We start from the raw sequence: 26,493 nt of genomic DNA, 5'->3' as shown, positions 1-26,493 counted from the left end.
GTTCACGTCCTAGCGGGCGGTGCCGATCATGGCGTAGCGTTCCGGGCCGAGGCGGCTGGCCAGCTGGGCGGCGCCGGGCTGGCCCTGGACTGCAGCGGCCTTGGCCAGCGCGCGGGCGCGGCCCTTGTCCTGCGGGACACCCTTGCCCTTGGCGAAGGCGTCGGCAAGGGCCAGTTGCGCCGGGGCATAGCCGCGATTGGAGGCGCGCAGGAACCAGGCGGCAGCGATGGCATCGTCCTTGGGGCCGCCCTGGCCGTTGGCGGCCATGGTGCCGAGCAGGGTTTCGGCGGCGGCGATGTCGCGCTGGGCGAGCAGGCGGAAGCTGCGCCGGGCCTCTGCATGGTCGCCGCGACGGAAGGCGGCGAGCGCAGTCTGCATCAGCGCCGAGGTAGGCATTTCGGCGGCCTTTTCTGCCGATTCCGCAAAGCGTGAAGGCGCCGCCGTGGGCGCGGCGAGCAGAACTCCCCCACCCAGCAGCAGTGCTGCCACGATGGCTGCCCGTCCGAAAATTACGCTGTTCATCGTTAATTTCCCTAGCCTTTCGGGCCCGCCATGCCAAGCCAAATGGGCCGAAACGTGCGGGGAAGCGGGCCTTTGGCGGCGGAACGCGGTGCCGGTGTGGCCGTTGGGACGCAGCTGTCAGCCGCCCCTGAGCGTGGCGACGGCCGCGTCCTTTTCGAACAGGTAGAGGAGGTTTCGCGCTGCCTCGCCGCGGGGGCCTTCGAGGCCGCCGTCGCGGGCGATGAGAAGACGGGCGTCGGCGTCTGCGGCGGGAAGAAGGCGTTCGACCTGTTCGGGGGTGGCGACGGCGAAGCCCTGTTCACCGGACTGGCGGGTGCCGAGCAGTTCACCGCTGCCGCGCAGTTTCAGGTCGGCCTCGGCTATGGCGAAGCCGTCGTCGGTGGCGCGCATCATCTGCAGGCGTTCGCGGGCGGTGGCGGAAAGCGTTTCGCCGCGCAGCAGGAGGCAGACGGATTTTGCCGTGCCGCGCCCAACCCTGCCCCGGAGCTGGTGGAGCTGGGCGAGGCCGAAGCGTTCGGCGGATTCGATCAGCATCAGGCCGGCGTTGGGGACGTCGACACCGACTTCGATGACGGTGGTGGCGACCAGGATCTTTGCTTCGCCGGACTGGAAGCGGGCCATTTCGGCATCGCGGGCGTCGCCCTTCAGCTTGCCGTGGACGAGAGCGACGGTGGAGCCGAAGCGCTGCCTGAGCATCGCGGCGCGGACGGTGGCGGGGGTTGCGGCGTCCGGGTCGGTCGCGATTTCTTCTTCGGCGCCGGCGTCCAGCAGGGGGCAGACCCAATAGGCCTGGGCACCGGTGGCGATGTGGCGGGCGAGGCCGTCGAGAACCTCGTCGAGGCGGGTCAGCGGGACGATGCGGGTGTCTATCGGCTGGCGGCCGGGGGGGCGTTCGGCGAGTTTCGAAACGTCCATTTCGCCGAAGTTCGCGAGCGCCAGCGTGCGGGGGATGGGGGTGGCCGTCATCACCAGCAGATGCGGCGGGCGTTCGGACTTGTCGGAGAGCATCAGCCGCTGGGCGACGCCGAAGCGGTGCTGTTCGTCGATGATGGCGAGCGCGAGATTGGCATAGACGACATCGGCGGAAAAGACGGCGTGGGTGCCGACGAGGATGTCGATCTGGCCGGACGCCAGGCGGGCGAGGATGGCCTCGCGCGCCCTGCCCTTTTCGCGGCCGGAGAGGAAGGCGATGTTGACCGGCAATGGGCCGAGGAGCTTTTCGAGGGTGGCGAAATGCTGGCGGGCGAGGAGGTCGGTGGGGGCGAGGAGGCAGCCCTGGGCGCCGCCTTCCACCGCGATGAGCAGGGCGAGCAGCGCTACGAGAGTCTTGCCGGCGCCTACGTCGCCCTGAAGCAGGCGGAGCATGGCGTGGGGGGCCGCCATGTCTCCGGCGATTTCGGCGATGGCCTGCCGTTGAGCGCCGGTGAGCTGCCATGGCAGGCTGGCAACCAGCGCGTCGCTGAGGCGGCCGGTGCCGGTGAGCGGCTGGCCGCGGGCGCGGCGGCGGCGGGCGCGGACGAGGGCCCAGGCGAGCTGCGAGGCGAAGAGTTCGTCATAGGCGATGCGGTCGCGCGCCTTTGCAGAGTCCGGGACGGTGTGGATCGTGGCGAAGGCCTCGGCGATGGGCGGCCACTGGTGTTTCGACTGGAGCGAGGGTTCGATCCATTCGGGCAGCTGCGGCACGCGGGCGATCGCCTCGGTGGCCAGCGTGGCGAGGCGGCGCGACGTGAAGCCTTCGGTGAGGGCATAGACGGGTTCGGTGGTGGCGGCTTCGCCCTTCACCAGTTCGGGGTGGATGATCTGGAAGCGGCCGTTCCACAGCTCGAGCCGGCCGGCGACGGTGAGGCGCGCGCCGATGGGGAAGCGGCTGGCAAGGCCGGGACCTTTGGCGCCGAAGAAGGCGAGGAGGAGCCCTATTCCCGAGGCGTCGTCTGCGAGGATGCGGAAGGGGCCTCGGCCTCGGCTGGGTTCATGCGAGACGATTTGCACGGGGATGGCGATGCGGTCGCCTTCGCGGGCTTCGGCCAGTGATTCGAGTTTTTGCGTGTGCCGCCAGCCGATGGGGAAGTGGAGGAGGATGTCCTTCACGCGGCTGATGTCGAGGCGTTCGAGCGCGCGGACCGCTGCCGGGCCGACGCCGGGGAGGGATGCCGCAGCGGCAAACAGGGGGTTGAGCCGGTCCGGGCGCATCGCCTATGCGCTAACGGAACCTGTGCCGGCCCGCAATTCTGCGTGTCGGTCGTTTGCTGTTGGAGATGCGGGTGCCGGATAAGGGTGCTGTTGGTGAGGCAGAGCGGAAGGCCGCCCATTGGCGGGCGCATCATCGCGGCACGCGCGAGGCCGACCGCATGGTGGGCGGCTTTGCCGATCGCTGGCTGGCGACGATGGACGCGGCGGAGTTCGGCTGGTTCTGCGAGATTCTGGAAGAGCAGGATGTGGACATCATGGCCTGGGCCTTTGGTGTGCAGGAGCCGCCGGAGCGGCTGCGAGGGCCGATGATGGATCGGCTGGTGGCGCTGGATTATGTGCGGGTGGACCGCTGATGCTGCCTATCGATGCGATTGCGAAGGCTGGGCGGCCGCTGCGGCTGACGGGGGTGCCGGCCGGGTTGCTGCCGTGGTTGATGGCCGGGCTGGCGCGGGCTGGTGGGCTGGACGGCCGGCGGGCGGTGCTGGTTGCGGCGGATGAAGCCGCCGGGCGGGCTGTTGTGGAGGCGGCGCCTTTCTTTGCGCCGGATGTGACGACGCTGTGGCTGCCGGCGTGGGATTGCCTGCCCTATGATCGGGCGAGCCCTGCGCAGAAGGTTTTGGCGGATCGGCTGGCGGCGATGGCCGTGCTGGCGCGGGCGCCCGAGGGGGCCGAGCTGCTGGTGACGACGGTTGCGGCGGTGGCGCAGCGGATGTTGCCGAAGGCGGTGGTGGCGGAGGCTTCGCTGGAGCTGAAGCGGGGGAGCCGGATCGGGCGCGATCAGCTGATCGCGACCTTGCAGAAGGCCGGGTATACGCGCGTGGAGAGCGTGGGGGACGCCGGGGATTTTGCCGTGCGGGGGGGCCTTGTCGATCTGGTGCCGCCGGGGGCTGGGACTGGTTTCCGGCTGGATTTCTTTGGCGACGAAGTCGACGGCATCCGCACCATCGATCCGCTGACGCAGCTGACGACGGGAAAGTCGGACGGGTTTTCGCTGCTGCCGGTGTCCGAGCTGTTGCTGGACGAGGCGCGTATCCGGCGCTTCCGGCAGGGGTGGCTAGAGCTGTTTGGGAGCGGGGCCACTGCCGATCCGCTGTATCAGGCGGCGAGCGAGGGGCGGCGGGTGCCGGGGCTGGAGCATTTCCTGCCGCTGTTCGAGCCGGAGCTGGTGGGCTTTGGCGACTGGATCGGCGCGGACGATATCGTGGTGCTGGATGGCGGTGCTGCGGGCGCGGCGGATGCCCGCTTTGAGGCGATTGCCGATTATCATGCGAACCGGGTGGAGGCCCTGCGCGCGCCCGTGAAGGGGAAGGCGCGGCTGGGGGCTGCGGTCTACCGGCCTTTGGCGACGGATGCGCTGTATCTTTCGCGCGGGGATTATGATGCGTTTGCCGGGCGGGCGCATGCGACGACGGTTTTGCCGGACGATACGGGTTTCGAGCTGGGCGGGCTGGCGGCGCCGGAGTTTACCGCGGCGCGGGTGGCGCAGGCGGCGGGCGGCGAGCCGGTCTACAAGGCGATTGCGGCGCGGCTGGCCGACGTGCGGGCTGGTGGGCGGCGGCCTGTGCTGGCGGCCTATTCCGAAGGCTCGCGCGAGCGGCTGGCCGGATTGCTGGCGGAGCATGGGGCGAAGGATCTGACGCCTTCGGAGGGGTGGCAGAAGGCTTTGGGCGTGGCGGCGGCGAGCAAGGTGCCGCTGGTGGTGCTGCCGCTCGATTCAGGCTTCCGGCTGGATGATATCGAGCTGTGGACCGAGCAGGATATGCTGGGCGACCGGCTGGTGCGGCGACGCTCCGCGCGCAAGGCCGATGCCTTCCTGAAGGATCTGCAGACGCTGGAAGCCGGCGAGCTGGTGGTGCACCAGGAGCATGGCATCGGGCGCTATCTGGGGCTGGCGCCGATCAAGGTTTCGGGCGCCGACCATGACATGGTGACGCTGGAATATGCCGGCGGCGACAAGCTCTATGTGCCGGTCGAGAATCTCGACGTGCTGTCTCGCTATGGCAGCGAGAATGAGGGCGTGACGCTGGACAGGCTGGGCGGCACCGGCTGGCAGCAGCGCAAGGCGCGGATGAAGGAGCGCATCCGCGAGATTGCCCACGAGCTGCTGAAGGTGGCGGCAAAGCGGGCGACGCGGCCGGCCGACGCCTATGAGGTGGACCAGCAGGGCTATGCGGCGTTCCTCGACAAGTTTCCCTGGGCGGAGACCGACGACCAGCTGCGGGCGACCGGCGATGTGCTGGAGGATCTGGCGGCGGGGCGGCCGATGGACCGGCTGGTGTGCGGCGATGTGGGTTTCGGCAAGACCGAGGTGGCCTTGCGCGCGGCCTATGTGGCGGCGGCGGCCGGCGCGCAGGTGGCGGTGGTGTGCCCGACGACCCTGCTGGCGCGGCAGCATGCGGCGACGTTCCGGGAGCGGTTTGCGGGGACCGGGCTGGAGGTGCGGGCGCTCTCCCGGCTGGTGGCGGCGGGCGAGGCGAAGGCGACGCGCGAGGGGCTGGCGGATGGTTCCGTCGACATCGTGGTGGGGACGCACGCGGTGCTGGCGAAGGGGGTGGAGTTCAAGCGGCTGGGGCTGGTGATCGTCGACGAGGAACAGCGGTTCGGCGTGACGCACAAGGAGCGGCTGAAGGCTCTGAGAGCTGATGTGCATGTGCTGACGCTGACGGCTACGCCTATCCCGCGGACGTTGCAGATGGCTTTGTCGGGCATTCGCGAGCTGTCGGTCATTGCGACGCCGCCGGTGGACCGGCTTGCAGTTCGCACCACCGTTTCGCCGTTCGATCCGGTGGTGGTGCGCGAAGCGCTGTTGCGCGAGCATCATCGCGGCGGGCAGAGCTTTATCGTGGTGCCGCGCATCACCGACATCCCCGATATCGAGCAGTATCTGCGCGAGCAGGTGCCGGAGGTGCGCAGCGTGACCGCACATGGGCAGATGGCGGCCGGCGAGATCGAGGAACGGATGATGGCCTTCACCGAGCAGCGCTTCGACGTGCTGCTGGCGACGACGATCATCGAGAGCGGGCTGGATATTCCGAACGCCAATACTTTGGTGGTGCACCGGGCCGACATGTTCGGGCTGGCGCAGCTGTATCAGCTGCGGGGGCGTGTGGGGCGGGCGAAGCGGCGCGCCTATGCGCTGCTGACGACGAGCGCCGACGGGACGTTGACGGCGGCGGCGGAGAAGCGGCTGCATGTGCTGGCGAGCCTGGATTCGCTGGGGGCAGGGTTTGAGCTGGCTTCGCACGATCTGGACCAGCGCGGGGCCGGGAACCTGCTGGGCGATGAGCAATCCGGGCATATCCGCGAGGTGGGTTTCGAACTCTATCAGTCGATGCTGGAGGATGCGATTCTGGCCGCCAAGGCCGAGGCGCGCGGGCTGAAGGCGCCGGAAGATCCGACCTCGCCGACGATTTCGGTGGATGCGCCGGTGATGATCCCGGAGGAATATGTGCCGGATCTGGCGCTCAGGATGGCGCTGTATCGGCGGGCGGCGGACCTTTCAGACAAGGCCGGGATCGAGAGCCTGGCGGCGGAGATGATCGACCGCTTCGGGCCGTTGCCCGAGCCTGCGGCAAACCTGCTGAAGATCGTCGAGGCGCGCAACGCAGCCAAGCGCGCGCATGTGCAGAAGATCGAAGTGGGGCCCAAGGGGGCGCTGGTGACCTTTGTGAACGACACGTTCCCGAATCCGGTGGGGTTGGTGGAATGGATCAACCGGCTGAAGGGGGCGGCGAAGCTGCGGCCGGACCAGAAGCTGTTTCTGGCGCGGGACTTCGGCAATGGCGCGGCGCGGCTGGCAGGCGCGGTGGCGCTGGCGCGGGGGTTGGCGCAGGCGGCCTTGCGGAGTGCGGAGGCGGTGGAACCCGTGCCGGTGAAGGCGGTGGTGCAGCGGCCTGCGGTGCCTGGGGTGTTCAAGTCGAAGCGGCGGTAGGGTTGAGTGCCTTGACTACAGAGATGTTCCGGCGGAACCTCTAGGTCATGTGGTTTCGTAACTCTGAAGAAGCGTGCGCCAGATCGGACGCCTTGTTCGACGACGGCGACGATGCGAGCGATTTTATCGTCGAGATCGAGGCTGCGTTCGGCCTGAAGATTCCAGCGGGCTGGGAAAGCTGCTCCACGCTTGGTGATGTGCATGCGCTTGTGGTTGCCAGCGCCCCCGATACTTGGGCGGACGGTAGAACATGTGCGACGATGATGAGTTTTACTCGGCTGCGGTCGGCATTGGGCCATCATGCAGCCGATGTTCGCATTGGCCCGCAGACGCCATTGAACGTTTTCAGCCATGTGCCGGTTCGTGGACTTTGTTCGGAGATTGCACAGGCCGGACTAAGGAAACCACCGGTAGTCGTGGGAGTTGTTGGCTGCACCGGGTTGGCCATAATGGCGCTTTCACTGCTGGCTGGCGCTATTGCTTCAAACTGGTGGATTGGCCTTTGCGGACTTGTTGGCGGTTTCGCTCTATTCCGGCTTGCGCCGCTGTCGTTCGGGCGCGGGCTTGTCACTTTTGGTGATCTTGCGCGCGCCTGTGCCGCTGGAAGTGCGGGTACGCTGGCTGACGAGGGCGCGCGGAGCGGGCCGAAGGAAATCTGGGATACGATTGCAGACATGGCGTTGCGACGGGCGACGTTTCCAAGGGATGAGGTTTCCCCATCGACACTATTGTTGGCGCCGGGTGCGCGATGAACGGGACATCTGAAGATAGTACTGTGGAGGCACAAATAGCGTTGGCGAGAAAGATCATGGAGCGGCGTCGTGCGGCGTTGCGGGAATTGGCTGGGCGGTTGGCGAAGCTATAGTTCGGTTTCTGCAATTCAGGTTTTGCTTCGACTGTCGATGGGCCCCGGATCAAGTCCGGGGCGACGTGGATTGTTGTAACTGGGTGCCCCCGAGAAGCTGGCTCAGTCCTTTTTCAGCAGCTCTGACGGGTCCGGGGTTTCTTCGCTTTCCTGGGTCAGCTGGTTGACCATGCGGCGATAGTTGAAGCTGCTGCGTTTGCCGAGCTTGTCGCTATGGTCTTCCAGCCATTGGCTGGCGGCTTCGCGGCCCATGTCGCGGAGCTGGAGGAGGAAGCCGCGGTCTGCGACGAGCTTGGTGGAGGCCGGCATGGCGCCCAGTGTCTGATCGCCGTGGATCATGTGCAGGTGGGTCTTGCGGAATTTTTCCGGCGAAAGGTCGCCTGTGTCTATCAGCCGGTTGCGTTCGGCGATGAAGCGCAGCTCGGTGATGAGGCTGGCGTTGAAGCTGATTTCGCTGAGGCGGTCGATGATCTCGTTTGCCTTGCGGGGGATTTCGTGGCGGACGATCGGGTTCAGCTGGACGATCAGGATGTCGTCGGTTCTGGTGGCGCGCAGCATCGGTTCCAGCGCCGGGTTGGCGATGTAGCCGCCGTCCCAATAGCCTTCGCCGTCGATCATCGGCGTCTGGAACAGGCTGGGAAGGCAGGCCGACGCCAGCACCATTTCCACCGTCAGTTCATGTTCGCGCCAGCATCTGAGGCCGCCGGTCGCCACATGGGTGGTGTTGATGAAGAGCTTGATCTGGCGCTGGCGGCGGACCTTGTCGAAATCGATGAGGTCGGTGAGGGCCTGCCGGAGCGGGTTGTAGTCGGACGTCGAGAAATCATAGGGGCTGAACATCCGCGTATAGGCCATCGAAGCCTCGAACACATAGGGCTCGACGAACTTGTACCAGGGGAGCGCGCGGAACGGCTGGGCGCGGTCTGCGGCGTCGGCGATGCCGAGCCAGAACTGCTCCAGCTGCTGGCGGGCCCGGTCCCGCCCGCCTTCCAGCAGGCCTTCGGCCATGACGATGGCGTTCATGGCGCCGGCCGATGTGCCGGAAATGGCGGTGAAATCGAGATCGGCGACTTCGAGCAGGCGATCGAGGACGCCCCAGGTGAAGGCGCCATGCGCGCCGCCGCCCTGAAGCGCGAGATTTACCGGCCGTTGCGTTGCGGTCGCCATCGGATGCCCCTTCCGTTGCTGTTGTGCACCTGCAGCATGGCGGATTTCTGTTACAGCGGGAAGCCGTTGAAGAGCTTGGAGTGGTGCATGGCGACAGAGCTGGTGACGCGTTCGATCTGCCAGGGGCCTGAGGTCCATTGCGCGGTGAGATCGCGCCATTCGGCCATGTCGGTGACGAGAAGTTTCACCATATAGTCGCTTTTTCCCGAGATTTCAGCGGCTTCCAGCACGCGCGGGTCTTCGGCGAAGAGGGCTTCGATGGCGCGGAAATCCTCCGGCAGGTGGCGCTTCAGCGTGACTTCACCATAGATGAGGAGGCTGGTGCGGAGCTTTTCGATGGCGATGTCGGCCCGGTAGCCGCGGATGATGCCGTCTGCCTCCAGGCGGCGGACACGGGCCAGGCAGGCGGAGGGGGAGAGGCTGACCGCCTCTGCCAGCGCGGCGTTGGTGATTCGGCCATCCTGCTGGAGTTGCACGAGAATTTTCCGGTCGATGCGGTCCATGCTGTTTTCTGCCCTCCACGCCGCAGGATCTGCGGTTTTGCCAGCAGACTTCGGTTACCCCGGCGTCGACCGTTCGGGCAAGCTGCCTGCATGGCAGATGTGAAGCTTTCGGAATGGTGGGTGCGGCCGGCGGGGATGGGCGACCTCGACGGGTTGGTGGAGCTTGCCGGGATGACGGGGGGCGGATTCACCAACCTGCCCAACGACCGGGGGGCGCTGGAGGAGCGGCTGTGCTGGTCGGAGCGGAGCTATGCGGCGGTGCTGCAGGAGCCGGAGGACGAGAAATATATGCTGGTGCTGGAGCACCGGCCCAGCGGGCGGATCGGCGGGACTGCCAGCCTTTTTTCGCGGGTGGGGGTGCGCTGGCCCTTCTATTCCTACAAGCTGACGACGCTTTCGATGCAATCGCAGGAATTGGGGCGGACGTTTCGGACCGGCGTGCTGCACCTGGTGAATGATTTCGAAGGGGCGAGCGAGGTGGGCGGGCTGTTCCTGCATCCCGAGCTGCGCACCGGCGGGCTGGGGCGGTTGCTGGCGCGGAGCCGTTACCTGTTCCTGGGGCTGCATCGGCCGCGCTTCGGCGACCGGGTGCTGTCAGAGCTGCGCGGGCGGATCCGGGCGGATGGCAGCTCGCCCTTCTGGGACGGGATTGCCGGCAAGTTCTTCGGCATGGGCTTCCACGAAGCGGATGCCTTCAATTCCGTGCACGGCAACCAGTTCATCGCCGACCTGATGCCGAAATATCCGGTCTACGTCGCGCTGTTGCCGCCCGAGGCGCAGGAGACCCTGGGCCAGCCGCACGAGGCGGGGGTGGCGGCGCAGAAGATGCTGGAAAGGGAAGGCTTCGGCTTCAACGGCTATGTCGACATCTTTGACGGCGGGCCGACGCTGGATGTGCGGGTGGCCGATGTGAAGACGGTGCGGGAGGCGGTTTCGGCGCGGGTATCCGATGGGGCCGTGGGCGGCGAGCGGCTGATTGCCGGCGGCCTGCTGAAGGATTTTCGCGCGGCGGCCCTGGCGGCCGGCGTCGAGGACGGGGTGTTGCGGCTGACGGCGGGTTCGCCGTTCGCAGTTGGAGATGAGGTGCTGCATGCCGACTTCTGACAGGCTGGAGAGCCGGCGGCCCTATGACGGGTCGCTGCTGTGGCAGGGGGCGGTTGCCACGGAGGCCGAAGTGGCGGCAGCCGTGGCGCGGGCGCGGATGGCCCAGCGGGGCTGGGGTGCGGCTTCGCTGGATGACCGTTTGCAGGTGGTGCGGGCGTTCAGGGCGGTGGTGGAGGCGGAGGCGGAGGCCTTTGCGCGGCTGATCGCCGAGGAGACGGGGAAGCCTTTCTGGGAGGCGAAGACCGAGGTGGGGAGTGTGGCCGCCAAGGTGGAGATTTCGATCCAGGCGCATGCCGAGCGGACCGGCAGCCGGGAGGCGGTTTTCAAGTCCGATCCAAAGGGGGCGACGCAGGCTTTGCGGCACAAGCCGCATGGGGTGCTGGCGGTGTTGGGGCCGTATAATTTCCCGGCGCATCTGCCCAACGGGCATATCGTGCCGGCGCTGATTGCCGGCAATGCAATCGTGTTCAAGCCGAGCGAGCAGACGCCCGCGGTGGGGGCCTTCATGGCCGGGCTTTGGGCGAAGGCCGGGTTGCCGGACGGCGTGCTGGAAGTGGTGCAGGGCTTTGCGGCGACCGGGCGGGCCCTGGCTGGTGCGGATGTGGACGGGCTGTTGTTTACGGGCTCGGCTCCCACCGGGGCGGCGCTGGCGCGGCAATATGCGGAGACGCCGGGGCGGATTCTGGCGCTGGAGATGGGCGGAAACAATCCGCTGCTGGTGTGGGACGCGGCCGATGTGGAGGCGGTGGCACTGATCGTGGCGCAGTCTGCCTTTCTGTCGGCCGGGCAGCGATGCACCTGCGCGCGGCGGCTGATCGTGGAGGATGGCCAGCACGCCGCGCTGCTGGACGCTGTGGTGGCGCTGGCGGATCGGCTGCGGATCGACGAGCCCTTTGCCGAACCGCAGCCGTTCATGGGCTGCGTGATTTCGGATCGGGCGGCAGACGGGTTGCTGACGGCTTCGCAGGCGATCGGCGGGAAGACCATCCGGCCCCTGCTGCGGCTGCGGGAAGGGCTGCCGTTCCTGACGCCGGGGATTGTCGATGTGACCGGCGTGGACGTGCCCGATACCGAGCTGTTCGGGCCGTTTCTGCAGATTGTGCGGGTCAAGGATTTCGACGCGGCGATCGCGGCGGCGAACGATACGCGCTTTGGGCTGTCTGCGGCGTTGCTGGGCGGTGACCGGGCGCTTTATGAGCGGTTCTGGGCCGGGAGCCGGGCGGGCGTGGTGAATTGGAACCGGCCTACCAATGGGGCGGCTTCGAATGCGCCGTTCGGGGGCATCGGGCTTTCGGGGAACCACCGGCCGAGCGCCTATTATGCGGCGGATTATTGCGCCTGGCCTGTTGCCAGCGTGGAGGCGGAGGCGCCCTTCATCGCGACGCCTGTGGGGATCGCCGATGCCTGAGCTGAATCTCGATGGGCTGGTTGGACCGAGCCACAATTATGCCGGGCTGAGCCTGGGCAATCTGGCGGCGACGAAGAATGCCGGCGGCGTCAGTGCGCCGCGCAAGGCCGCCCTGCAGGGCCTGGCAAAGATGCGGCTGCTGGTATCCTTGGGCGTGCCGCAGGGGTTGCTGCTGCCGCAGCGGCGGCCGAATGCGCGCTGGCTGCGCGGGTTTGGATTTGAGGGCGACGATGCGGCGGTGCTGGCGGCCTGCTGGCGGGAGGACCCGGAACTGCTGGCGGCGGCCGTCTCCGCGAGCAGCATGTGGGTGGCGAATGCGGCGACCGTCAGCCCGGCGGCGGATTGCGCCGATGGCAAGACGCATTTCACCGTCGCCAATCTGGTTTCGATGCCGCACCGGTCGCAGGAATGGCCCGAGACCATGGCGCAGCTGCAGCTGGCCTTTGCGGATCCCGAACATTTCGCCGTGCACTGGCCGGTGGCGCCCGGGTTTGGCGACGAGGGCGCGGCGAACCATATGCGCTTTGCCGAAGCGCCTGACGCCCCCGGCGTGGAGGCGTTTGTCTTTGGCGCGAAGATGGGCGGGGCGTTTCCGGCGCGGCAGCATGTGCGGGCCTCGCAGGCGGTGGCGCGCAGCCATGGGGTGATGCGGGCGGCCTTCGTGCAGCAGGCGGACCGGGCCATCCAGGCGGGCGCCTTCCACAATGATGTGGTGGCGGTTTCCAACGGGCTGGTGCTGTTTGCGCATGAGGAGGCGTTCGAGGACCGGGCCGGGGCGCTGGAGCAGCTGCGGGCGCGGGTGCCGGGGCTGGTGCTGGTGGAGGCGCCTTCGGCCGACGTGCCGTTGGCGGATGCGATTTCCTCCTATGTGTTCAATGCGGCGCTGGTGACGGTCGGGGATGGCATGGCGCTGATCCTGCCGAAGGAGGCCGAGGAGACTCCGAGCGTGTGGCGCTGGTTGCAGCGGGTGCAGCAGGACCCGGACAATCCGATCCGCCACCTGCATGTGCTGGACCTGCGCGAGAGCATGAAGAACGGCGGCGGGCCGGCCTGTCTGCGGCTGCGGGTGCCGTTGAGCGATGCGGCGCTGGCGGCGGTGGACGCGCGGTTCCTGCTGGACGCGGCGAAGATCGATCGGCTGGAGCGGCTGGTGGAGCGCTGGTGGCCGGAAGCGATTGCGCCGGACGATCTGGGGAAGCCGGAGTTGTGGGCGGCTTGCGGAGCCGCGCATGACGCGTTGCTGGGGGAACTGGGCATATCGGCGGACGAGCTGGGCTATTGATGCGCCGGCCGGGATTGCGCCGGCCAGGATTGCACTGGTCGATGTCGGCGCGTTAAGCTGTTGCGGGGTATGTAGTTCCTGCATGGGGGCCTGATGACGTCACGCGAAGCGACCGGGTTCCTGCCTCTTGCCGATATGGGAGATGCCGCGCAGCTTGCCGACCGCGCCAAGGTGTGGGGCTGGGCGCTGATCCAGTGGCCGTGGCTGTTGCGCTCGCTGTCGGGCGGGCGGAAGGCCGACAAGGCGCGGTTGCTGGCGCGGCTGCAGCTGGCTGAGGATGCGCTGCCGAACCTGGGGAGCTGGAAGGCGGATTGCTTTCTGCTGCATGCCATCGTCGATGCCATCGAGGCGTTGCGGCCCCGGCATGTGGTGGAGCTGGGCTGCGGCGCGAGCTCGCTGGTGGCGGGGCGGGCGCTGGCGCTGAACGGTGGCGGGCTGCTGACAAGTTTCGACCAGCATGCGGGCTTTGTGGAAGCGACCCAGGGCTGGCTGGAGGGGCACGGGATTTCCGCCGATCTGCGCCCTGCCCCGCTGGGCGAGCCGCCGCTGAACTGGCCGGGGCGCTGGTATCGTCTGGGGGCGCTGCCGGAGAGGATCGAGTTGCTGATCGTCGATGGGCCGCCATGGACCGAGCATCCCTTCGTGCGCGGTGCAGCGGAGTGCCTGTTCGAGCGGCTGGCGGTGGGCGGCCAGGTGCTGCTGGACGATGCGGCGCGGCCGGGCGAGCGGGTGGTGGTGGCGCGCTGGGCAAAGCGCTGGCCCGGGATGCGGTTTGAGCGGCCGCGCGGCGGCACCAAGGGGCTCGTGGTGGGGACGCGGGTTTTCTAGGACGTGAACCCAGAGGGAAGGCGTTCGGTTTAGCTGCGCGGCCGGAGGACTGCCTCCGCGATGACGGCGTTTGTCAGGGGTTTGCCGGCTTCGGCGTCTGTCAGGCTTTGCAGGGTGGTTTCGGCGATGCTGGTGAGGGCTTCTTCGGTGAGGAAGGCCTGATGGCCGGTGATGAGGACGTTGGGGAAGGTGAGGAGGCGCTGGAAATCATCGTCCTCGATGATCTCGCTGGAGAGATCCTCGAAGAAGAGGTCGGCCTCCTGTTCGTAGACGTCGAGCGCCACGCCGCCGAGCTTGCGGGACTTCAGGCCGGCTATGAGGGCGCGCGTGTCTGTCAGCGCGCCGCGGCTGGTGTTGACGAGGATCAGGCCGTCGCGGGCGTTGGCGAGGCTGTCGCGGTTGATGAGGTGGTGGGTTTCGGGCGTGAGCGGGCAGTGGAGGGTTATGATCTCGCTGGCGCCGATGAGGTCGGCGAGCGGAACGTAGCGGACGCCCAGTTGCTTCAGCTCTTCGTCTTCGGCGATGTCGCTGGCAAGCACGTTGCAGCCGAAGCCGGCGCAGAGCGAGCGGGCGACCAACGCCCCGATCCTGCCGGTGCCGACGACGCCGACGGTGCGGCCGTGGAGGTTGCGGCCGATCAGCCCTTCCAGCGCGAAATTGTTTTCGCGGACGCGGGCCCAGGCGCGGGGAATGCGGCGATCGAGTGCCAGAAGCAGGCCGATGCTGAACTCGGCGACGGCGTGCGGGGAATAGGCGGGGACACGGACGACGGCGATGCCAAGCCGTTCGGCGACTGCGAGATCGACATTGTTGAAACCGGCGCAGCGGAGCGCGACGATGCGGGTGCCGCCCTGCGCCAGTGCCTCCAGGGTGGGAGCATCGAGCAGGTCGTTCACGAAGACGCAAACCGCCTGATAGCCGGCGGCAAGCGGAGCGGTGTGGCGATCGAGGCGCGGTTCGAGGAAATGCAGGCTGTGCCGGTGGGCGGAATTGGCGGCGTCCAGAAAGCGCTGGTCGTAGGGCTTGGTGGAATAGACTGCGACTTTCATGGGGGCGAGGATTGCACCGGCGGCCGTGCAGTTCCACTTCAAACTTGCCGCAGCGGCAAAGGCTTGGGAAAAGCGGCGCATGAGGCGGGCGTTTCTTGCAATGGTGCTGGCAGGCGCGAGCCCGGCTGCGGCAGAGTCGTGGAAGTTGCCGATTGCGCCGAAGCTGACGATCCCCGCAGACGAGCCGGCGCCGAAGCTGCCCGATTATGCCATCCCCGACATCCGGGCGGGGAAGCTGTTCATTCCACGCATCCAGACTTCTGTGGCGACGGCAAAGCCCGGTGTGGAGCTGATCTTCGACGGCACGGTGATGGATCAGGACGAGATCAGCCGGGAACAGCTGGGCGATCAGGCCGACAAGCTGGAGATTCGCAGCGCCCGGCTGCAGCTGAGCGGCGAAGTGGGGCTGCACCGCTTGCTGAGCTACAGCATGAAGATCGACTACAATGGCTTTGACGCGGCCGAGGAAGATGATTTTTCGATCAACGAGTTCAATGTCTCTTTTGCGATACCGGCCTGGCGAACGAAAATCTCGATGGGGCAGATGCGCGAGGATTTCGGCTATGAGGCGGTCGCCAGCATGTCGATCATGCCGCAGAGCGAGCGGATGATGTCTCCCTTCATCTCGCCGGTGAATACAGGCGTGAAGGTGATGCACCTGCTTGGCCCGGAAAACCGGATGCTGCTGACATATGGGCTGTTCAAGGACGAATGGGGCGAGGGCAAGGGGCATGAGGCGGTGTCGGCGCGCTTTACCGGGCTGGCGATCGACCAGCCGGAGCGGCACCGATACCTGCATCTGGGCGTGGCGGTCCGCTCTTCGGTGATCAACGGGGAGATGCGCTACAAGGGGAAGCCCGGGATCAATGCCGCCGGGAACTATGTCGATACCGGCGATTTTCCGGCGAGCGATACACGGCACGTCGGCTTCGAGATGCTGTATTCGCAAGGGCCGTTCACGCTGATGGCCGAGCATATCAGCGCGCGTGTGGATGCGCCCGACGTCGGCAACCCGACCTTCCACGGCTGGTATGTGCTGGGGAGCTGGGTGATTTCGGGCGAGGCGCGCAGCTATGACAAGACCAAGGGTGTGGCGAACCGCATCGTGCCGCTGCAGCGCTGGGGCGCACCCGAGCTGGTGGCGCGCTATGCGCATGTGGAGCTGAACGGCGGCTCCATCAACGGCGGGCGGTTCGAGCGGGTCGAGGCGGGCGTGAACTGGTGGGCGACCAACCACTGGAAGTTCGGGCTGCTGGCCGGGCATGTGTGGCTGGACCGTTTTGGCGAGACGGGGCAGACGAGCTCTTTGCTGACGCGGGTGCAGTGGACGTATTGACGAGGCTGGCATTTGTTTCCGGCGGCCTTAAGGCTGGGGGAAACAACCAGAGGTTTGCCCGATGACTCCTGTTTTCCGTATCGGTTTTGCTGCTGCCCTTGCCACGATGTCGCCGCTGGGGGTGCCGGCCTTTGCCGCGCCTGACGCCACCGCTGCTGCCGTCACCGAGGACGCACGGCTGACGGCCTTTCTGGATGCGGAGTTTGCCCAGGAGCTGACGATGCGCCCGCAGCTGGCGACGCGGCTGGGGATGAAGGAAGGCGCCGACCGCTTTGACGACAACAGCGATGCCGGCGCGCTGAAGATGCTGGAGTGGCGGCGCGGCAGCGTGGCGCGGATGAAGGCGCAGTTCGACCGCGCGAAGCTGTCGGCCGAGGGCCAAGTGAACTACGATATCTGGGCGCTGGAGCTGGATCGCGCCGAGCTTGCCTACAAGTTCCGCCGCTATCGGCCGCCCTTCTATTCGACGCTCTATTCCGTGCATGCGCAACTGCCGGATTTCCTGATCAACACGCATTCGGTGGCCGATGCGACCGACCTCAAAACCTATGCCGCCCGGCTGCGTGCCATTCCCGGAGTGCTGGATATCGCCCTGGCGCAAATGCGCGAATCCGGCACGATGGGGGTTCATACGCCGAAGTTCCAGATCGAGCGGATAATTGCCGGCAGCCGCGACATCATTGGCGGCGCTCCCTTCAGCGAAGGCAAGCCATCGGCGCTGTGGGCCGATGCGCAGGCAAAGGCTGCAAAGCTGGTGGCCTCGGGGAAGGTGACGCAGGCCGAGGCGGATGCCTTGCTGGCCGATGTCCGCACCTCGCTGCTGTCGATCAGGCCGGCCTATGAGCGGGTGATCGCCTGGGCGGAGTCCGAGCGCGCCACGGCGCCGGTGGGCAAGGCCGGGGCCGTTACCCTGCCGAACGGGCTGGATTATTATGCGGCTGCGCTGAAGCTGAACACGACCACGGATCTTACCGCCGAACAGATCCATGCCATCGGCCTGAAGGAAGTTTCGCGGATCGAGGCGGAGCAGGATGCGCTGGCCCGGCAGGCGGGGCTGAAGGACCGGCAGGCCTATTATGCCGCGCGCGAGAAGCAGTTCCCGCCGGTGCCGTGGAACGATGTGAACCGGGCCGAATATCTGAAGGCTTCGAACGATTTCATTGCGAAGACCCGGACCTTGCTGCCGAACTGGTTCGGCGCGCTTCCGGCCTACAAGATGGAAGTGATCCGCGAGCCTTCGTTCAGCGAAGTGCCGGGTGGCGCCGCGCATGCGGCCCCCCCCAGCCCCGACGGCACCCGCCCCGGCCGGACCTGGGTGCATCTGGCCGGAGTCACCGACGATCCCGCCGCCATGTATACCCTGATGTGCCACGAGGCGATGCCGGGGCATGTGACGCAGGGCGACATCCAGGTGCGGCAATCCGGCGGGCCGAAGTTCCGCAAATCCTATGGCTATGTCGCCTTCAGCGAAGGCTGGGCGCTGTATGCCGAGGCGCTTTGCAAGGAGATGGGCGCCTATCCGGACATTGCCGCCGACTTCTTCCGGCTGGACGCAGAGCTGTTCCGGGCGGCGCGGCTGGTCGTGGATACCGGCATCCACGCCAAGGGCTGGAGCGAGGATCAGGCGATTGCCTACATGATCGAGACCGGCCAGCAGCCGACCGACAAGGCGCGTTCGGAAGTGCGGCGCTATATCACGCTGCCGGGGCAGGCGACGGGCTACAAGATCGGAATGCTGAAGATCGAGGACCTGCGCGCCAGGGCCGAGCGCGAGCTGGGGCCGAAGTTCGACATCAAGGGCTTCCACGACCTGCTGATCGCCTCGGGATCGCAGCCGCTGTCAATTCTGGAGCGGCGGGTGGACGACTGGATCGCGGCGAGGAAGGCCTAAAGGTCGAGCAGCAGGCTTTCGCTTTACCATCCGGTGCAGCGTGGCGTGGTTGATGTGGCGGCCGAAGCATTCGTGCGGGCCGTGGCCGACCTGCGGGAACAGCGGGAGGAGCCGCCCGAGAAGGCGCGCGTCGGTTCGGTAGAAGCTGTCGCCTTCGTCCATGCGGACCCCCGTTCCCCCGGGCGAAGCTGGGGAGTTCGCTGCGCGAAGCCAATCGAATGGCCGGCGGCGTTTTCATCCACGCGAGGCTTGTGGCACAAGTGGTGGGCAGGGATTGGCTGTGGGGGCGTGGCGGATGGCGGCAGAGACGGAAGGCGCGGCGAAGATCGAGGGGATGCCGGCACGCAAGGTGACGCTGGCGCTGCACAAGCAGGTGAGCTGGTTCGACGTGCGGCAGCTGACGGCAACGGCGGGGCAGACCATCGCCTCGACGATTGTCGGCTCGATGACGGGGCGGCGCGAGCTGATGGCGGCGCTGGAGCCCGCGGGTGCGAGCTATGACAATCTGGCCGGGCTGGACGAGGTGTGGCTGGACTATGTCGCCGACTGCGGCGACGGCTGGAACGCCTCTGCCTCGGTGGCGTGGCTGGTGGGGCGCGATGGCGTTCGGCTGGCGGCCGATGGGTCGCCGACGCCGCAACCGGTGGGCAGGGATTGCCGGGTGGAGACCCGCCCCGACGAGGCCGAGGGGATGCTGGTGCTGCCCTATGGCGAGGCCCTGGTTCTGGGGGGCGACCAGATCTATCCGACGGCCTCGGCCGAAGGCTATCAGGAGCGGCTGGTGGGGCCGCTGGAGAGCGCGCGCTATTATCAGGAGGGCGGGCGCGAGGTGCTGGCCATTCCGGGCAACCATGACTGGTATGATGGGCTGACGAGCTTCATCCGGCTGTTTTGCCAGATGGCGCCGGCGCAGCGCTGGATGGGCGCCTGGCAGACGCGGCAGCGGCGGAGCTATTTCGCCGCCAAGCTGCCGCATGGCTGGTGGCTGTGGGGTGTCGACCTGGCGCTGGAGGATGATTTCGACCCGCAGCAGCAGGATTATTTCCGCGAGCAGGCGAAGAATCTGAAGCGCGGCGACCGGCTGATCCTGGTGGTTCCGACGCCGGTCTGGCTGGACAAGGTGAAGCCCGACCCGGACGACCGGAAGGAGTATGGCAAGCTGGGGATGGTGATGCAGATCGCCATGTCGCGTGGCGGGATTTCCATCCCGCTGATCCTGACCGGGGATTCGCATTTCTATTCGCACCATCGCGATACCAAGCGGGACTATATCGTCTGTGGCGGCGGCGGGGCGTTCACGCTGGGGACGACGCAGGTTCCGGAGAAGATCGAGCGGCGGGACAAGCGGCAATCGGAGCTGAAGGCGCTGTTCCCCGACCGGGCGGATTCGGCGAAGATGCGCTGGGGGGCGCTGGGTTTTCCGTGGGTGAACCGGGCCTTTTCGCTGACGCTGGGGGTGGTGCAGATGCTGGGCGTCTGGCTGCTGAGCGAGGTGCTGGTTTCGCGTTTCACCGGCGACAGTCCGTTCAGCCACCTGTTTGCCGACATCGTCGCGCAGACGCACGAGATCCTGCGCGCGCCATCCGTGGTGGTGTGGGCGCTGGCGCTGATCGGGGGCTTTGCCGGCTTTGGGGCGAGCGGGGCGCGGACCGGCGGCGGCAAGGCCGTGCCGGCGCTGGTGGGGGCGGTGCACGGGCTGCTCTATGTGCTGATGGCGCTGCTGGCGTTCGAGCTGTTCCAGTGGCTGAACCCCAGGGCGCCCTCGCTGTGGGGCTGGTGGGGGATCGTGGCGGGGCTGTTGCTGCTGCTGTCGGCCGTCAGCGGGCACCTGTTTGGCGCCTATCTGGCGGTCAGCCACTGGCTGCTGGGGATGCACAACCAGGAGACCTATAGCGCGCAGGGGATCGAGGACTGGAAGAGTTTCCTGAAGATTCATATCCGCAAGGACGGGGCGACCGTCTATCCGATCGGGCTCAGGCGCAGCGCCCGCAGCTGGGTGCCGGCGCCCGGCGTGAAGGAGCGGCGGAGCGTGCCCGGTTCGCTGGTGACACGACGGTCGTTCCAGTTGCCGCCGGGATGCAAGCGCATCCTGGACCCGGCAGAGCCGCTGGCGCCGCAGCTGATCGAGGCGCCGTTCGCGTGTGGGCAGGTGGAGGCTGCAAAAGGTGCTTGACCTCCACTGTGGTTGAGGTTGCAAGAGCGGCATGCCCCGATTGACGCGGGAACCTGTCCGGCCTGCGGCGGTTAACTGCTGGAAGTGCTTGCGCTGGACGGCTCTCTCGTGTCGTAGCCTCGGCGCGAGCCTGACACCCTGAAAGGATTCTCCATATGGCCTTTGAACTTCCCCCCCTGCCCTATTCCAAGGATGCTTTCGGCGACCTGATTTCTGCCGAAACCTTCGATTTTCACCATGGCAAGCACCACAACGCCTATGTGGTGAAGGCGAACGAGCTGGTGGCGGCCAACCCGGATTTTCAGGGCAAGTCGCTGCTGGAGCTGATCGAACTGACCGCCAAGGGCGGGCCGAAGGGCCTGTTCAACCAGGTGGGGCAGATCTGGAACCACAGCTTTTACTGGCTGTGCCTGTCTCCCGAGACGAAGGAGCCCACGGGTGAGCTGAAGAAGCTGATCGACGAGGCCTTTGGTTCGACCGACAAGCTGGTCGATGCACTGAAGGCCGAGGCCGTCGGGCATTTCGGCAGCGGCTGGGCTTCGCTGGACCTGGTGGACGGCAAGCTGAAGGTGAATTCCTATCACGACGCCGATACGCCGGTGGCGCATGGGGTGCAGCCGCTGCTGATCCTCGATGTGTGGGAGCACGCCTATTACATCGACTATCGCAACGCGCGGCCGACCTATGCCGAGGCGATCCTGCGCAAGGCGATCGACTGGGATTTCGTGGCGAAGAATCTGGACGGCAAGGGCGCGTCACGGGCCGACCAGAAGGGCTGAGGCCCGAGCCGAATGTGCAAGGGCCGGCCCGACTGCCGTCGGGCCGGCCTTTTCATTTCAGAGCTCGGAGCCTCCGAGCTTGTAGGTCAGCTGCAGGAAGAAGCTGCGGCCGACGCTGTCGAACCAGCTGATGTCGTAATAGGGATAGCTGGCGTAGGTCGGGTCCTTCACCGGCTTGGCGTTGAACAGGTTGTTGATGCTGAACGATGCCCTCAGGTGATCGGTGATGTCGTACTGGATTGTGGTGTTGAAGAGGTAGCTGGCATCGATGAAGGCGTCCTCGTCATAGTTGGGGAGTTCGCCCAGACGGGTGCCGCTGAGCGTCCATTTCAGCTTGTCGAGCGACCAGGTGACGGCGCCGGTCGTCTTGTCGCGCGGGATGTAATAACCGCTGTCATAGGCGAGCTTGTTGATCGAGGCGTCGCCCGGATACTGGCGGAAGCTGTGGTCGAGCACATGCGTGTGCGCGAGTGACAGGGCGAAATCGCCGTAATCGGTGGAGAAGCGGCCGTGCACCGCGATGTCGATGCCGCTGGTGCGCTCTTCGGCGACGTTGACCGGGTTGATCCTGACAGAGTCCAGCAGGCCTTCGTTGACGCCCGAGGGGAAGCGGATCACCCGCGCCAGCGCATCCTGGCAGGTGGGCGAGCTGACATCGACCGGGTTGCCCGAGGTGGTTTCGCCCAGCCGGCAGTCGGCTTCGGTGCGCAGCAGGCGGTCGATGCTGAGATCCTGCACCTGGTTCGAGAGCTTCACGCGGAAATAATCCACCGACACGTCGAACTGCGCGGACGGCGCCCAGACGATGCCGGCGTTGAGCGAGCGGCTGGTTTCCGGCTGCAGGTCCCTGTTGCCGTTGCGGTTGGCGACGATGCCTTCATCGGCATAGCTGCAGTCGCCGATATCCTCGTCCGGCTCCTCGCTGCGGCAGAGATAATAGTCGGTCGCCGACGGGTGGGTGTTGCCCGGCCCGGTGAAGACATAGTGGAGATCGGGCGCGCGGAATCCTGTGCCATAGGCGGCGCGCAGCAGCAGCGACGACATCGGACGGATTTCGGCGCCGGCGTTATAGGTGAAGCGGCCGATATTGTTGCCGGCAAAGCGGAAGCGGTCATAGCGGCCGGCGCCCGACAGTTCGAGCCAGGAGGTGACCGGCGCGCGCAGCTCGCCGCCGATCGCCCAATGGCTGCGGCTGCCGGAACCGTCGCTGTCCTTCAGGCCGTAATAATAGTCGGTCAGCGCCAGCGGATCGGGGTTGATCGCATAGCCCTGCTTGCCGATTTCGACGACGGCGGCAAAGCCCAGCGGCCCGGCTGGCAGGTTGAACAGCTCGGTGGTGTTGACCGTGGCAGAGAAATTGTCGGTCCAGCTGACCGGGTTATAGACGCTGTAGACGGCGATGCTGTTGTACTCGGCCTCTGTCAGCGGGGTGTAGAGCCGGTCGGGATTGGCGTTGAAGATCGGGTAGCCGCTGTCTTCGTCGATGCCCTGCTGCTGCCCCAGGAACAGCGCGTTCGCCTTTCCGGCGATGATCTGCGGGAACTTCACCTTGGCGCGATATTCGCTGTGGTTGAAGGAAACCTCATAGGCCCATTTGTCGGCGAAATTGCCCTTCACGCCGGGGGTGATGCTGAAGGTGGTCTGCCGGTTGCGGGTCATCACGTTGGAGAAGCCGCCGGATTCCTCGGGCGCGAACTGGCGCGACCAATCGTCGAGCACGCCGTCATAGCTGTTGTAGAAGCTGGAATCGCTGCTGCCGCTGAACGGCTGGAACGACCAGCTGAGCACGTCGGGCATCAGCTCGACGTTGCTGATGCCGAACTGCGCATCGACAAACAGCTGCGCGGCGTCGGAAATTTCATAGCCGGCAGACGCAAAGCTGTTGAAGCCCTCGCGGCGGGAGATGATGGTGCCATAGCCGATCGAGGTGTCGCTGCCGCAGAAGCGGCCGGGGCCGTAATCGTCCAGCTCTTCGTCGAACGGACCCCAGCCGGGGCGCGAGCCATAATAGGTGGAGCCGCGATTGAGGAAGGACAGCCGGTTGCAGGTCGCTTCGCCCGGATCGACATATTCCTGGATGTCCGGGTTGTAGCGGAGGAAGGTGCGGCGGGCGATCACCGTGTCGGTGGTGGGGTTGTCTGCGGTGCTGTCCTGGATCTTGCGCTGATAGCCCCAGATCGGCAGCTGCTTCAGATATTCGATGCCGCCCACGATGTGGAAACGGTCGCCCGACCAGCCGCTGGTGAGCGAGAGGCGGTGCGAGGTTCCGCCGCCCAGCTCGGTGAGGCCCAGGCGATAGTCGATGGTGGTGCCGTCGACCTTTTCCTTCAGCTTGAAGTTGATGACGCCGGCGATGGCATCCGAGCCGTAGATGGCGGACGAGCTGCCGCTGAGCACTTCGACGCTTTCGATCAGGCTGACCGGAATGTTGGAGATATCGGTGAAGTTGGAGCGGCCCTGGAAGGGCAGCGGGAAATCGGCGATGCGGCGGCCGTTCACCAGCACCAGCGTGTGATTGGGGCCGAGGCCGCGCAGATCGACCTGCTGCGCGCCGGGGGTGAAGCTGGCGCCGCTGAAGCTCTGCTGGCTCTGCGTCTCGCCAGTGTTCTGGGTGACGGCGCGCAGGATGTCGGGCACGCTGGCATAGCCGTTGTCGCGGATGGCTTCGGAATTGATGACGGTGACCGGGGCCGGGCCCTCCACCAGTGCGCGCGGAATGCGCGAGCCGGTGACGATGATGTCGGCGGCGTCTGCCGCCGGCTCTGTTGCGGAGGCAGCCGGGGGCGTCTGCGCCCAGGCCGCAGAAGCCATCAGGGCTGCCAGAACGGTTGCCAGACCTGCCTTTGCGGGCATCAGCGACGTGCAGGGGCGTTGTTCGGCGATCATGGGCGGTCACTCTTTTCCGGTTGGTTGCGGTTTTGCTTCATCTGCGGTTCAAGCGAAAAGCTCCGGATATTTCAATCGATATGATGATCGGGGCAATCATATTGTATTTCACTGCGGCCAGTATGTAACATACGGGTAGCAGATTGATGGGAGCGTTCGGATGATGGGGTTGCGTGTGCCGGCTGTTCTGATGTGGTTCGTAGCTGCCCTGACGCTGGGGCTGATGCCGGCAGCAGCCCAGGCAGAACCCCGGCAGAAGCCAGTCGAACAGTATATGATAGGCAAGCGCAGCGCGCCGACGCCCGGTCCGGTTTCGGGCGGGTTGCTGCTGCTGGGTGGCGGCGACCGCGACCATGACGCCATGCGCTGGTTCTTCGGCAAGGCGGGGAACGGCCATATCGTCATCCTGCGCGCCTCGCAGGGGGGGCAGATCGGCGAGGAATTCTATACCGGGCTGGGCGGCATCCAGTCGGCGGAGACCTTTGTGTTTCACGACCGGGCGCCGGCCAGCGACCCGAAGATCCTGGAGCGGCTGCGCAAGGCCGATGGCATCTTCATCGCCGGGGGCGACCAGCATCGCTATGTGCGTTTCTGGAAGGGTACGCCGCTTGCGGAGGTTCTGGATGCGCATGTGGCGGCGGGGAAGCCGCTGGCGGGCACCAGCGCCGGCCTCGCGATCCTGGGGGAGAAGGTCTACAGCGCCAGCGACGGTGGGCTGACCAGCGCCCAGGCGATGGCCGATCCTTTCGGCAAGTCGCAGAATATCGAGAGCGATTTCCTGCACATCGCCCTGCTGCGGGGGATGTTGACCGACACCCATTTCAAGGAACGCGGGCGGCTGGGCCGGCTGATGGCCTATCTGGCGAAAGAACAGGCAACGCTGCCGGATACCGCACCGTCGCTGTTCGGTCTGGGGATAGACGAAAGCGCGGCGCTGGCGGTCGAGCCGGACGGAAGCGGACGGATCCACGCGACCGCCCCCGGAGGCGGGGCCTGGCTGGTGGAGGGATCGGACCTGCGCGCCGACCGGGTCGGAAAAGGCGCGCCGCTGGATGCGCCGCGGGTGCGGGTGACAGGCATCGACGTCAATTCCGTGGTGCATCTGCCCGAGGGCAAGGTCGATCGCCCGGCCTTCGTGCACAGCTATGCGGTGCGCGGCGGCGAAGTGGTGCAGGTGCCTGCCTGGTCGCTGGCCGTGCATGGCGGTGCGGGCGTGATCGAGCGCGCCGACATGTCGCCGGAAAAGGCGCGCGCCTATCGCGCCGGGCTGGATGAAGCGCTGCGGGCCGGCGGCGCCGTGCTGGACAAGGGCGGAACTGCGCTGGACGCGACGCAGGCGGCGGTGCGCATCCTTGAGGACAATCCGCTGTTCAACGCCGGGCGCGGGTCGGTGTTCACCGCAGAGGGCCGCAACGAGCTGGATGCGGCGATCATGGACGGCAAGACGCAGAAGGCGGGTGCCGTCGCCGGGGTTACGCGCACACGGCATCCGATCGATCTTGCCCGCGCGGTGATGGATCTGAGCCCGCATGTGATGCTGGCGGGGGCCGGCGCCGACCAGTTTTCCGTGGAGAAGGGGCTGGAGCAGGTGGACCCGAGCTGGTTCCGCACCGAGGCGCGCTGGCAGCAGCTGCTGGCCTGGCGCCGAAAGCAGGCGGCGGCCGTCGACCCGACCCACCTGTTCGGAACGGTGGGCGCCGTGGCGCTCGACAGCGAGGGCAATCTGGCCGCTTCCACCTCCACCGGCGGGATGACGGGGAAGCGTTGGGGCCGGATCGGCGATTCCCCGATCATCGGCGCCGGCACCTATGCGAAGAATGGGCAGTGCGCGGTTTCGGCGACCGGTTCGGGCGAGTATTTCATCCGCGAAAGCGCCGCCCGGCAGGTCTGCGACCGGGTTGCCTGGAAAGGCGAGACGCTGGCGAACGCGGCGCAGGCGACGATCAAATCGGTGGGCGCCATCGGCGGCGACGGCGGGCTGATCGCCATGGGGCCGGATGGCCGGCCGGTGTTCGCGATCAACGACCTGGGCATGTATCGGGGCCGGATCACCGCCGGGAAACAGCCCGAGACGGCGATCTTTGCCGACGAGAAGTTCCCCGACTGATGCCGGTCTCCGACCTCGACGAAACGGACCGGCAATTGCTGGCGCTGCTGCGCGAGGATGCGCGGCAGCCGATTGCGCAGCTGGCCAAGGAGCTGGGGGTTTCGCGCGGGCAGCTCTATTCGCGGCTGGCGCGGCTGGAGGAAAAGGGGATCGTCGCGGGCTATACCGTGCGGCTGGGCGCTGCCTTCACCGCCAGCCGTATCCGCGCGCACATGATGATCAAGACGCTGCCGCGCTATCGCCGGGAGGTGGAACAGGCATTGGCGAAGCTGCGGCAGGTGCAGGCGATCCACGCGATAAGCGGTCAATATGACATGATCGCCATGCTGGAAGCCGGTGACAGCGCGCGGCTGAACGAGCTGATCGATGACATCGGCCTGCTGGAGGGCATCGAGCGGACGACGACCTCGGTGGTGCTGGCGACCAAGCTGGAGCGCTGACTCCGGGAAAATACCCGCCGTCTCCGGCCCCT

At 66.7% G+C, this 26,493-nt stretch carries 19 protein-coding genes; 13 read left to right on the top strand and 6 right to left on the bottom strand.

Translation table 11 applies throughout. The annotated features are described in order from the left end of the window. Nucleotides 1-9: 9 nt before the first annotated feature. Together IM784_RS11460 and recG are read right to left on the bottom strand one after the other, a co-directional pair. On the bottom strand, nt 10-522 hold the full coding sequence (locus IM784_RS11460) for a tetratricopeptide repeat protein (protein ID WP_199555480.1): 513 nt from the start codon (nt 520-522) through the stop codon (nt 10-12). A 117-nt stretch (nt 523-639) separates the two neighbouring features. After that, entirely contained in the window at nt 640-2,712 is a 2,073-nt protein-coding gene (recG, locus tag IM784_RS11455; RefSeq protein WP_199555479.1) for an ATP-dependent DNA helicase RecG, read from the bottom strand. 65 nt (nt 2,713-2,777) lie between these two features. On the opposite strand from recG, the gene IM784_RS11450 reads away from it, so the two are divergent. The 3 genes from IM784_RS11450 to IM784_RS11440 are packed head-to-tail and all read left to right on the top strand — an operon-like array spanning nt 2,778 to nt 7,395. Next, entirely contained in the window at nt 2,778-3,065 is a 288-nt protein-coding gene (locus IM784_RS11450; protein ID WP_199555478.1) for an FAD assembly factor SdhE, read from the top strand. After that, nucleotides 3,065-6,643 (top strand): transcription-repair coupling factor, encoded by a 3,579-nt coding sequence (gene mfd / locus IM784_RS11445; RefSeq protein WP_199555477.1) that lies wholly within the window; start codon nt 3,065-3,067, stop codon nt 6,641-6,643. Before IM784_RS11450 ends, mfd begins: the two co-directional genes overlap by 1 nt. 47 nt (nt 6,644-6,690) lie before the next feature. Further along, nucleotides 6,691-7,395, top strand: a complete 705-nt coding sequence (locus IM784_RS11440; RefSeq protein ID WP_199555476.1) for a hypothetical protein — start codon at nt 6,691-6,693, stop codon at nt 7,393-7,395. A 215-nt stretch (nt 7,396-7,610) separates the two neighbouring features. On the opposite strand, the gene IM784_RS11435 is transcribed toward IM784_RS11440, so the two are convergent. Next, nucleotides 7,611-8,675, bottom strand: coding sequence for a patatin-like phospholipase family protein (locus IM784_RS11435; RefSeq protein ID WP_199555475.1), 1,065 nt, complete (start codon nt 8,673-8,675; stop codon nt 7,611-7,613). A gap of 50 nt (nt 8,676-8,725) precedes the next feature. Continuing rightward, entirely contained in the window at nt 8,726-9,178 is a 453-nt protein-coding gene (locus IM784_RS11430) for an Lrp/AsnC family transcriptional regulator (RefSeq protein WP_199555474.1), read from the bottom strand. A 90-nt stretch (nt 9,179-9,268) separates the two neighbouring features. Between IM784_RS11430 and IM784_RS11425 the strand changes: the two genes are divergently transcribed. The 4 genes from IM784_RS11425 (at nt 9,269) to IM784_RS11410 (ending at nt 13,800) form a co-directional block, all read left to right on the top strand. Beyond that, a complete protein-coding gene (locus IM784_RS11425; RefSeq protein WP_199555473.1) occupies nt 9,269-10,282 on the top strand; it encodes an arginine N-succinyltransferase in 1,014 nt (337 codons plus the stop codon). Further along, nucleotides 10,269-11,690, top strand: a complete 1,422-nt coding sequence (gene astD / locus IM784_RS11420) for a succinylglutamate-semialdehyde dehydrogenase (RefSeq protein WP_199555472.1) — start codon at nt 10,269-10,271, stop codon at nt 11,688-11,690. The genes IM784_RS11425 and astD overlap by 14 nt, the downstream gene beginning before the upstream one ends. After that, the gene (locus IM784_RS11415) at nt 11,683-12,972 is read left to right on the top strand and encodes an N-succinylarginine dihydrolase (protein ID WP_199555471.1); all 1,290 of its coding nucleotides are present in this window, start codon (nt 11,683-11,685) and stop codon (nt 12,970-12,972) included. The genes astD and IM784_RS11415 overlap by 8 nt, the downstream gene beginning before the upstream one ends. A 93-nt stretch (nt 12,973-13,065) precedes the next feature. Continuing rightward, nucleotides 13,066-13,800, top strand: coding sequence for a class I SAM-dependent methyltransferase (locus IM784_RS11410; RefSeq protein WP_199555470.1), 735 nt, complete (start codon nt 13,066-13,068; stop codon nt 13,798-13,800). A 29-nt stretch (nt 13,801-13,829) separates the two neighbouring features. Here the strand turns inward: IM784_RS11410 and IM784_RS11405 are convergent, their stop codons facing one another. Continuing rightward, nucleotides 13,830-14,849 (bottom strand): 2-hydroxyacid dehydrogenase, encoded by a 1,020-nt coding sequence (locus IM784_RS11405; RefSeq protein ID WP_199555690.1) that lies wholly within the window; start codon nt 14,847-14,849, stop codon nt 13,830-13,832. Between the two features lie 79 nt (nt 14,850-14,928). On the opposite strand from IM784_RS11405, the gene IM784_RS11400 reads away from it, so the two are divergent. The 4 genes from IM784_RS11400 (at nt 14,929) to IM784_RS11385 (ending at nt 21,028) form a co-directional block, all read left to right on the top strand. Further along, on the top strand, nt 14,929-16,185 hold the full coding sequence (locus IM784_RS11400) for an OprO/OprP family phosphate-selective porin (RefSeq protein ID WP_199555469.1): 1,257 nt from the start codon (nt 14,929-14,931) through the stop codon (nt 16,183-16,185). Between the two features lie 61 nt (nt 16,186-16,246). Further along, on the top strand, nt 16,247-18,076 hold the full coding sequence (locus IM784_RS11395; protein ID WP_199555468.1) for a DUF885 domain-containing protein: 1,830 nt from the start codon (nt 16,247-16,249) through the stop codon (nt 18,074-18,076). A gap of 295 nt (nt 18,077-18,371) precedes the next feature. Further along, nucleotides 18,372-20,249: a hypothetical protein gene (locus tag IM784_RS11390; protein WP_199555467.1), complete on the top strand. Its 1,878-nt coding sequence runs from the start codon at nt 18,372-18,374 to the stop codon at nt 20,247-20,249. 155 nt (nt 20,250-20,404) lie between these two features. Further along, nucleotides 20,405-21,028 (top strand): superoxide dismutase, encoded by a 624-nt coding sequence (locus IM784_RS11385; RefSeq protein ID WP_199555466.1) that lies wholly within the window; start codon nt 20,405-20,407, stop codon nt 21,026-21,028. 57 nt (nt 21,029-21,085) lie between these two features. On the opposite strand, the gene IM784_RS11380 is transcribed toward IM784_RS11385, so the two are convergent. Then, complete coding sequence (locus IM784_RS11380; protein ID WP_235977109.1) at nt 21,086-23,914, bottom strand: TonB-dependent receptor plug domain-containing protein; 2,829 nt, start codon at nt 23,912-23,914, stop codon at nt 21,086-21,088. A 160-nt stretch (nt 23,915-24,074) separates the two neighbouring features. Here IM784_RS11380 and IM784_RS11375 point away from each other — a divergent pair, with 160 nt between their 5' ends. Beyond that, nucleotides 24,075-26,021, top strand: a complete 1,947-nt coding sequence (locus IM784_RS11375; RefSeq protein ID WP_235977107.1) for an isoaspartyl peptidase/L-asparaginase — start codon at nt 24,075-24,077, stop codon at nt 26,019-26,021. Continuing rightward, entirely contained in the window at nt 26,021-26,461 is a 441-nt protein-coding gene (locus IM784_RS11370; RefSeq protein ID WP_235977103.1) for an Lrp/AsnC family transcriptional regulator, read from the top strand. Before IM784_RS11375 ends, IM784_RS11370 begins: the two co-directional genes overlap by 1 nt. The last annotated feature ends 32 nt before the right edge of the window (nt 26,462-26,493 follow it).

The organism is Sandaracinobacteroides hominis (assembly GCF_016464365.1).
GTDB lineage: Bacteria > Pseudomonadota > Alphaproteobacteria > Sphingomonadales > Sphingomonadaceae > Sandaracinobacteroides > Sandaracinobacteroides hominis.
This window is presented reverse-complemented; position numbering and strand designations above follow the sequence as displayed.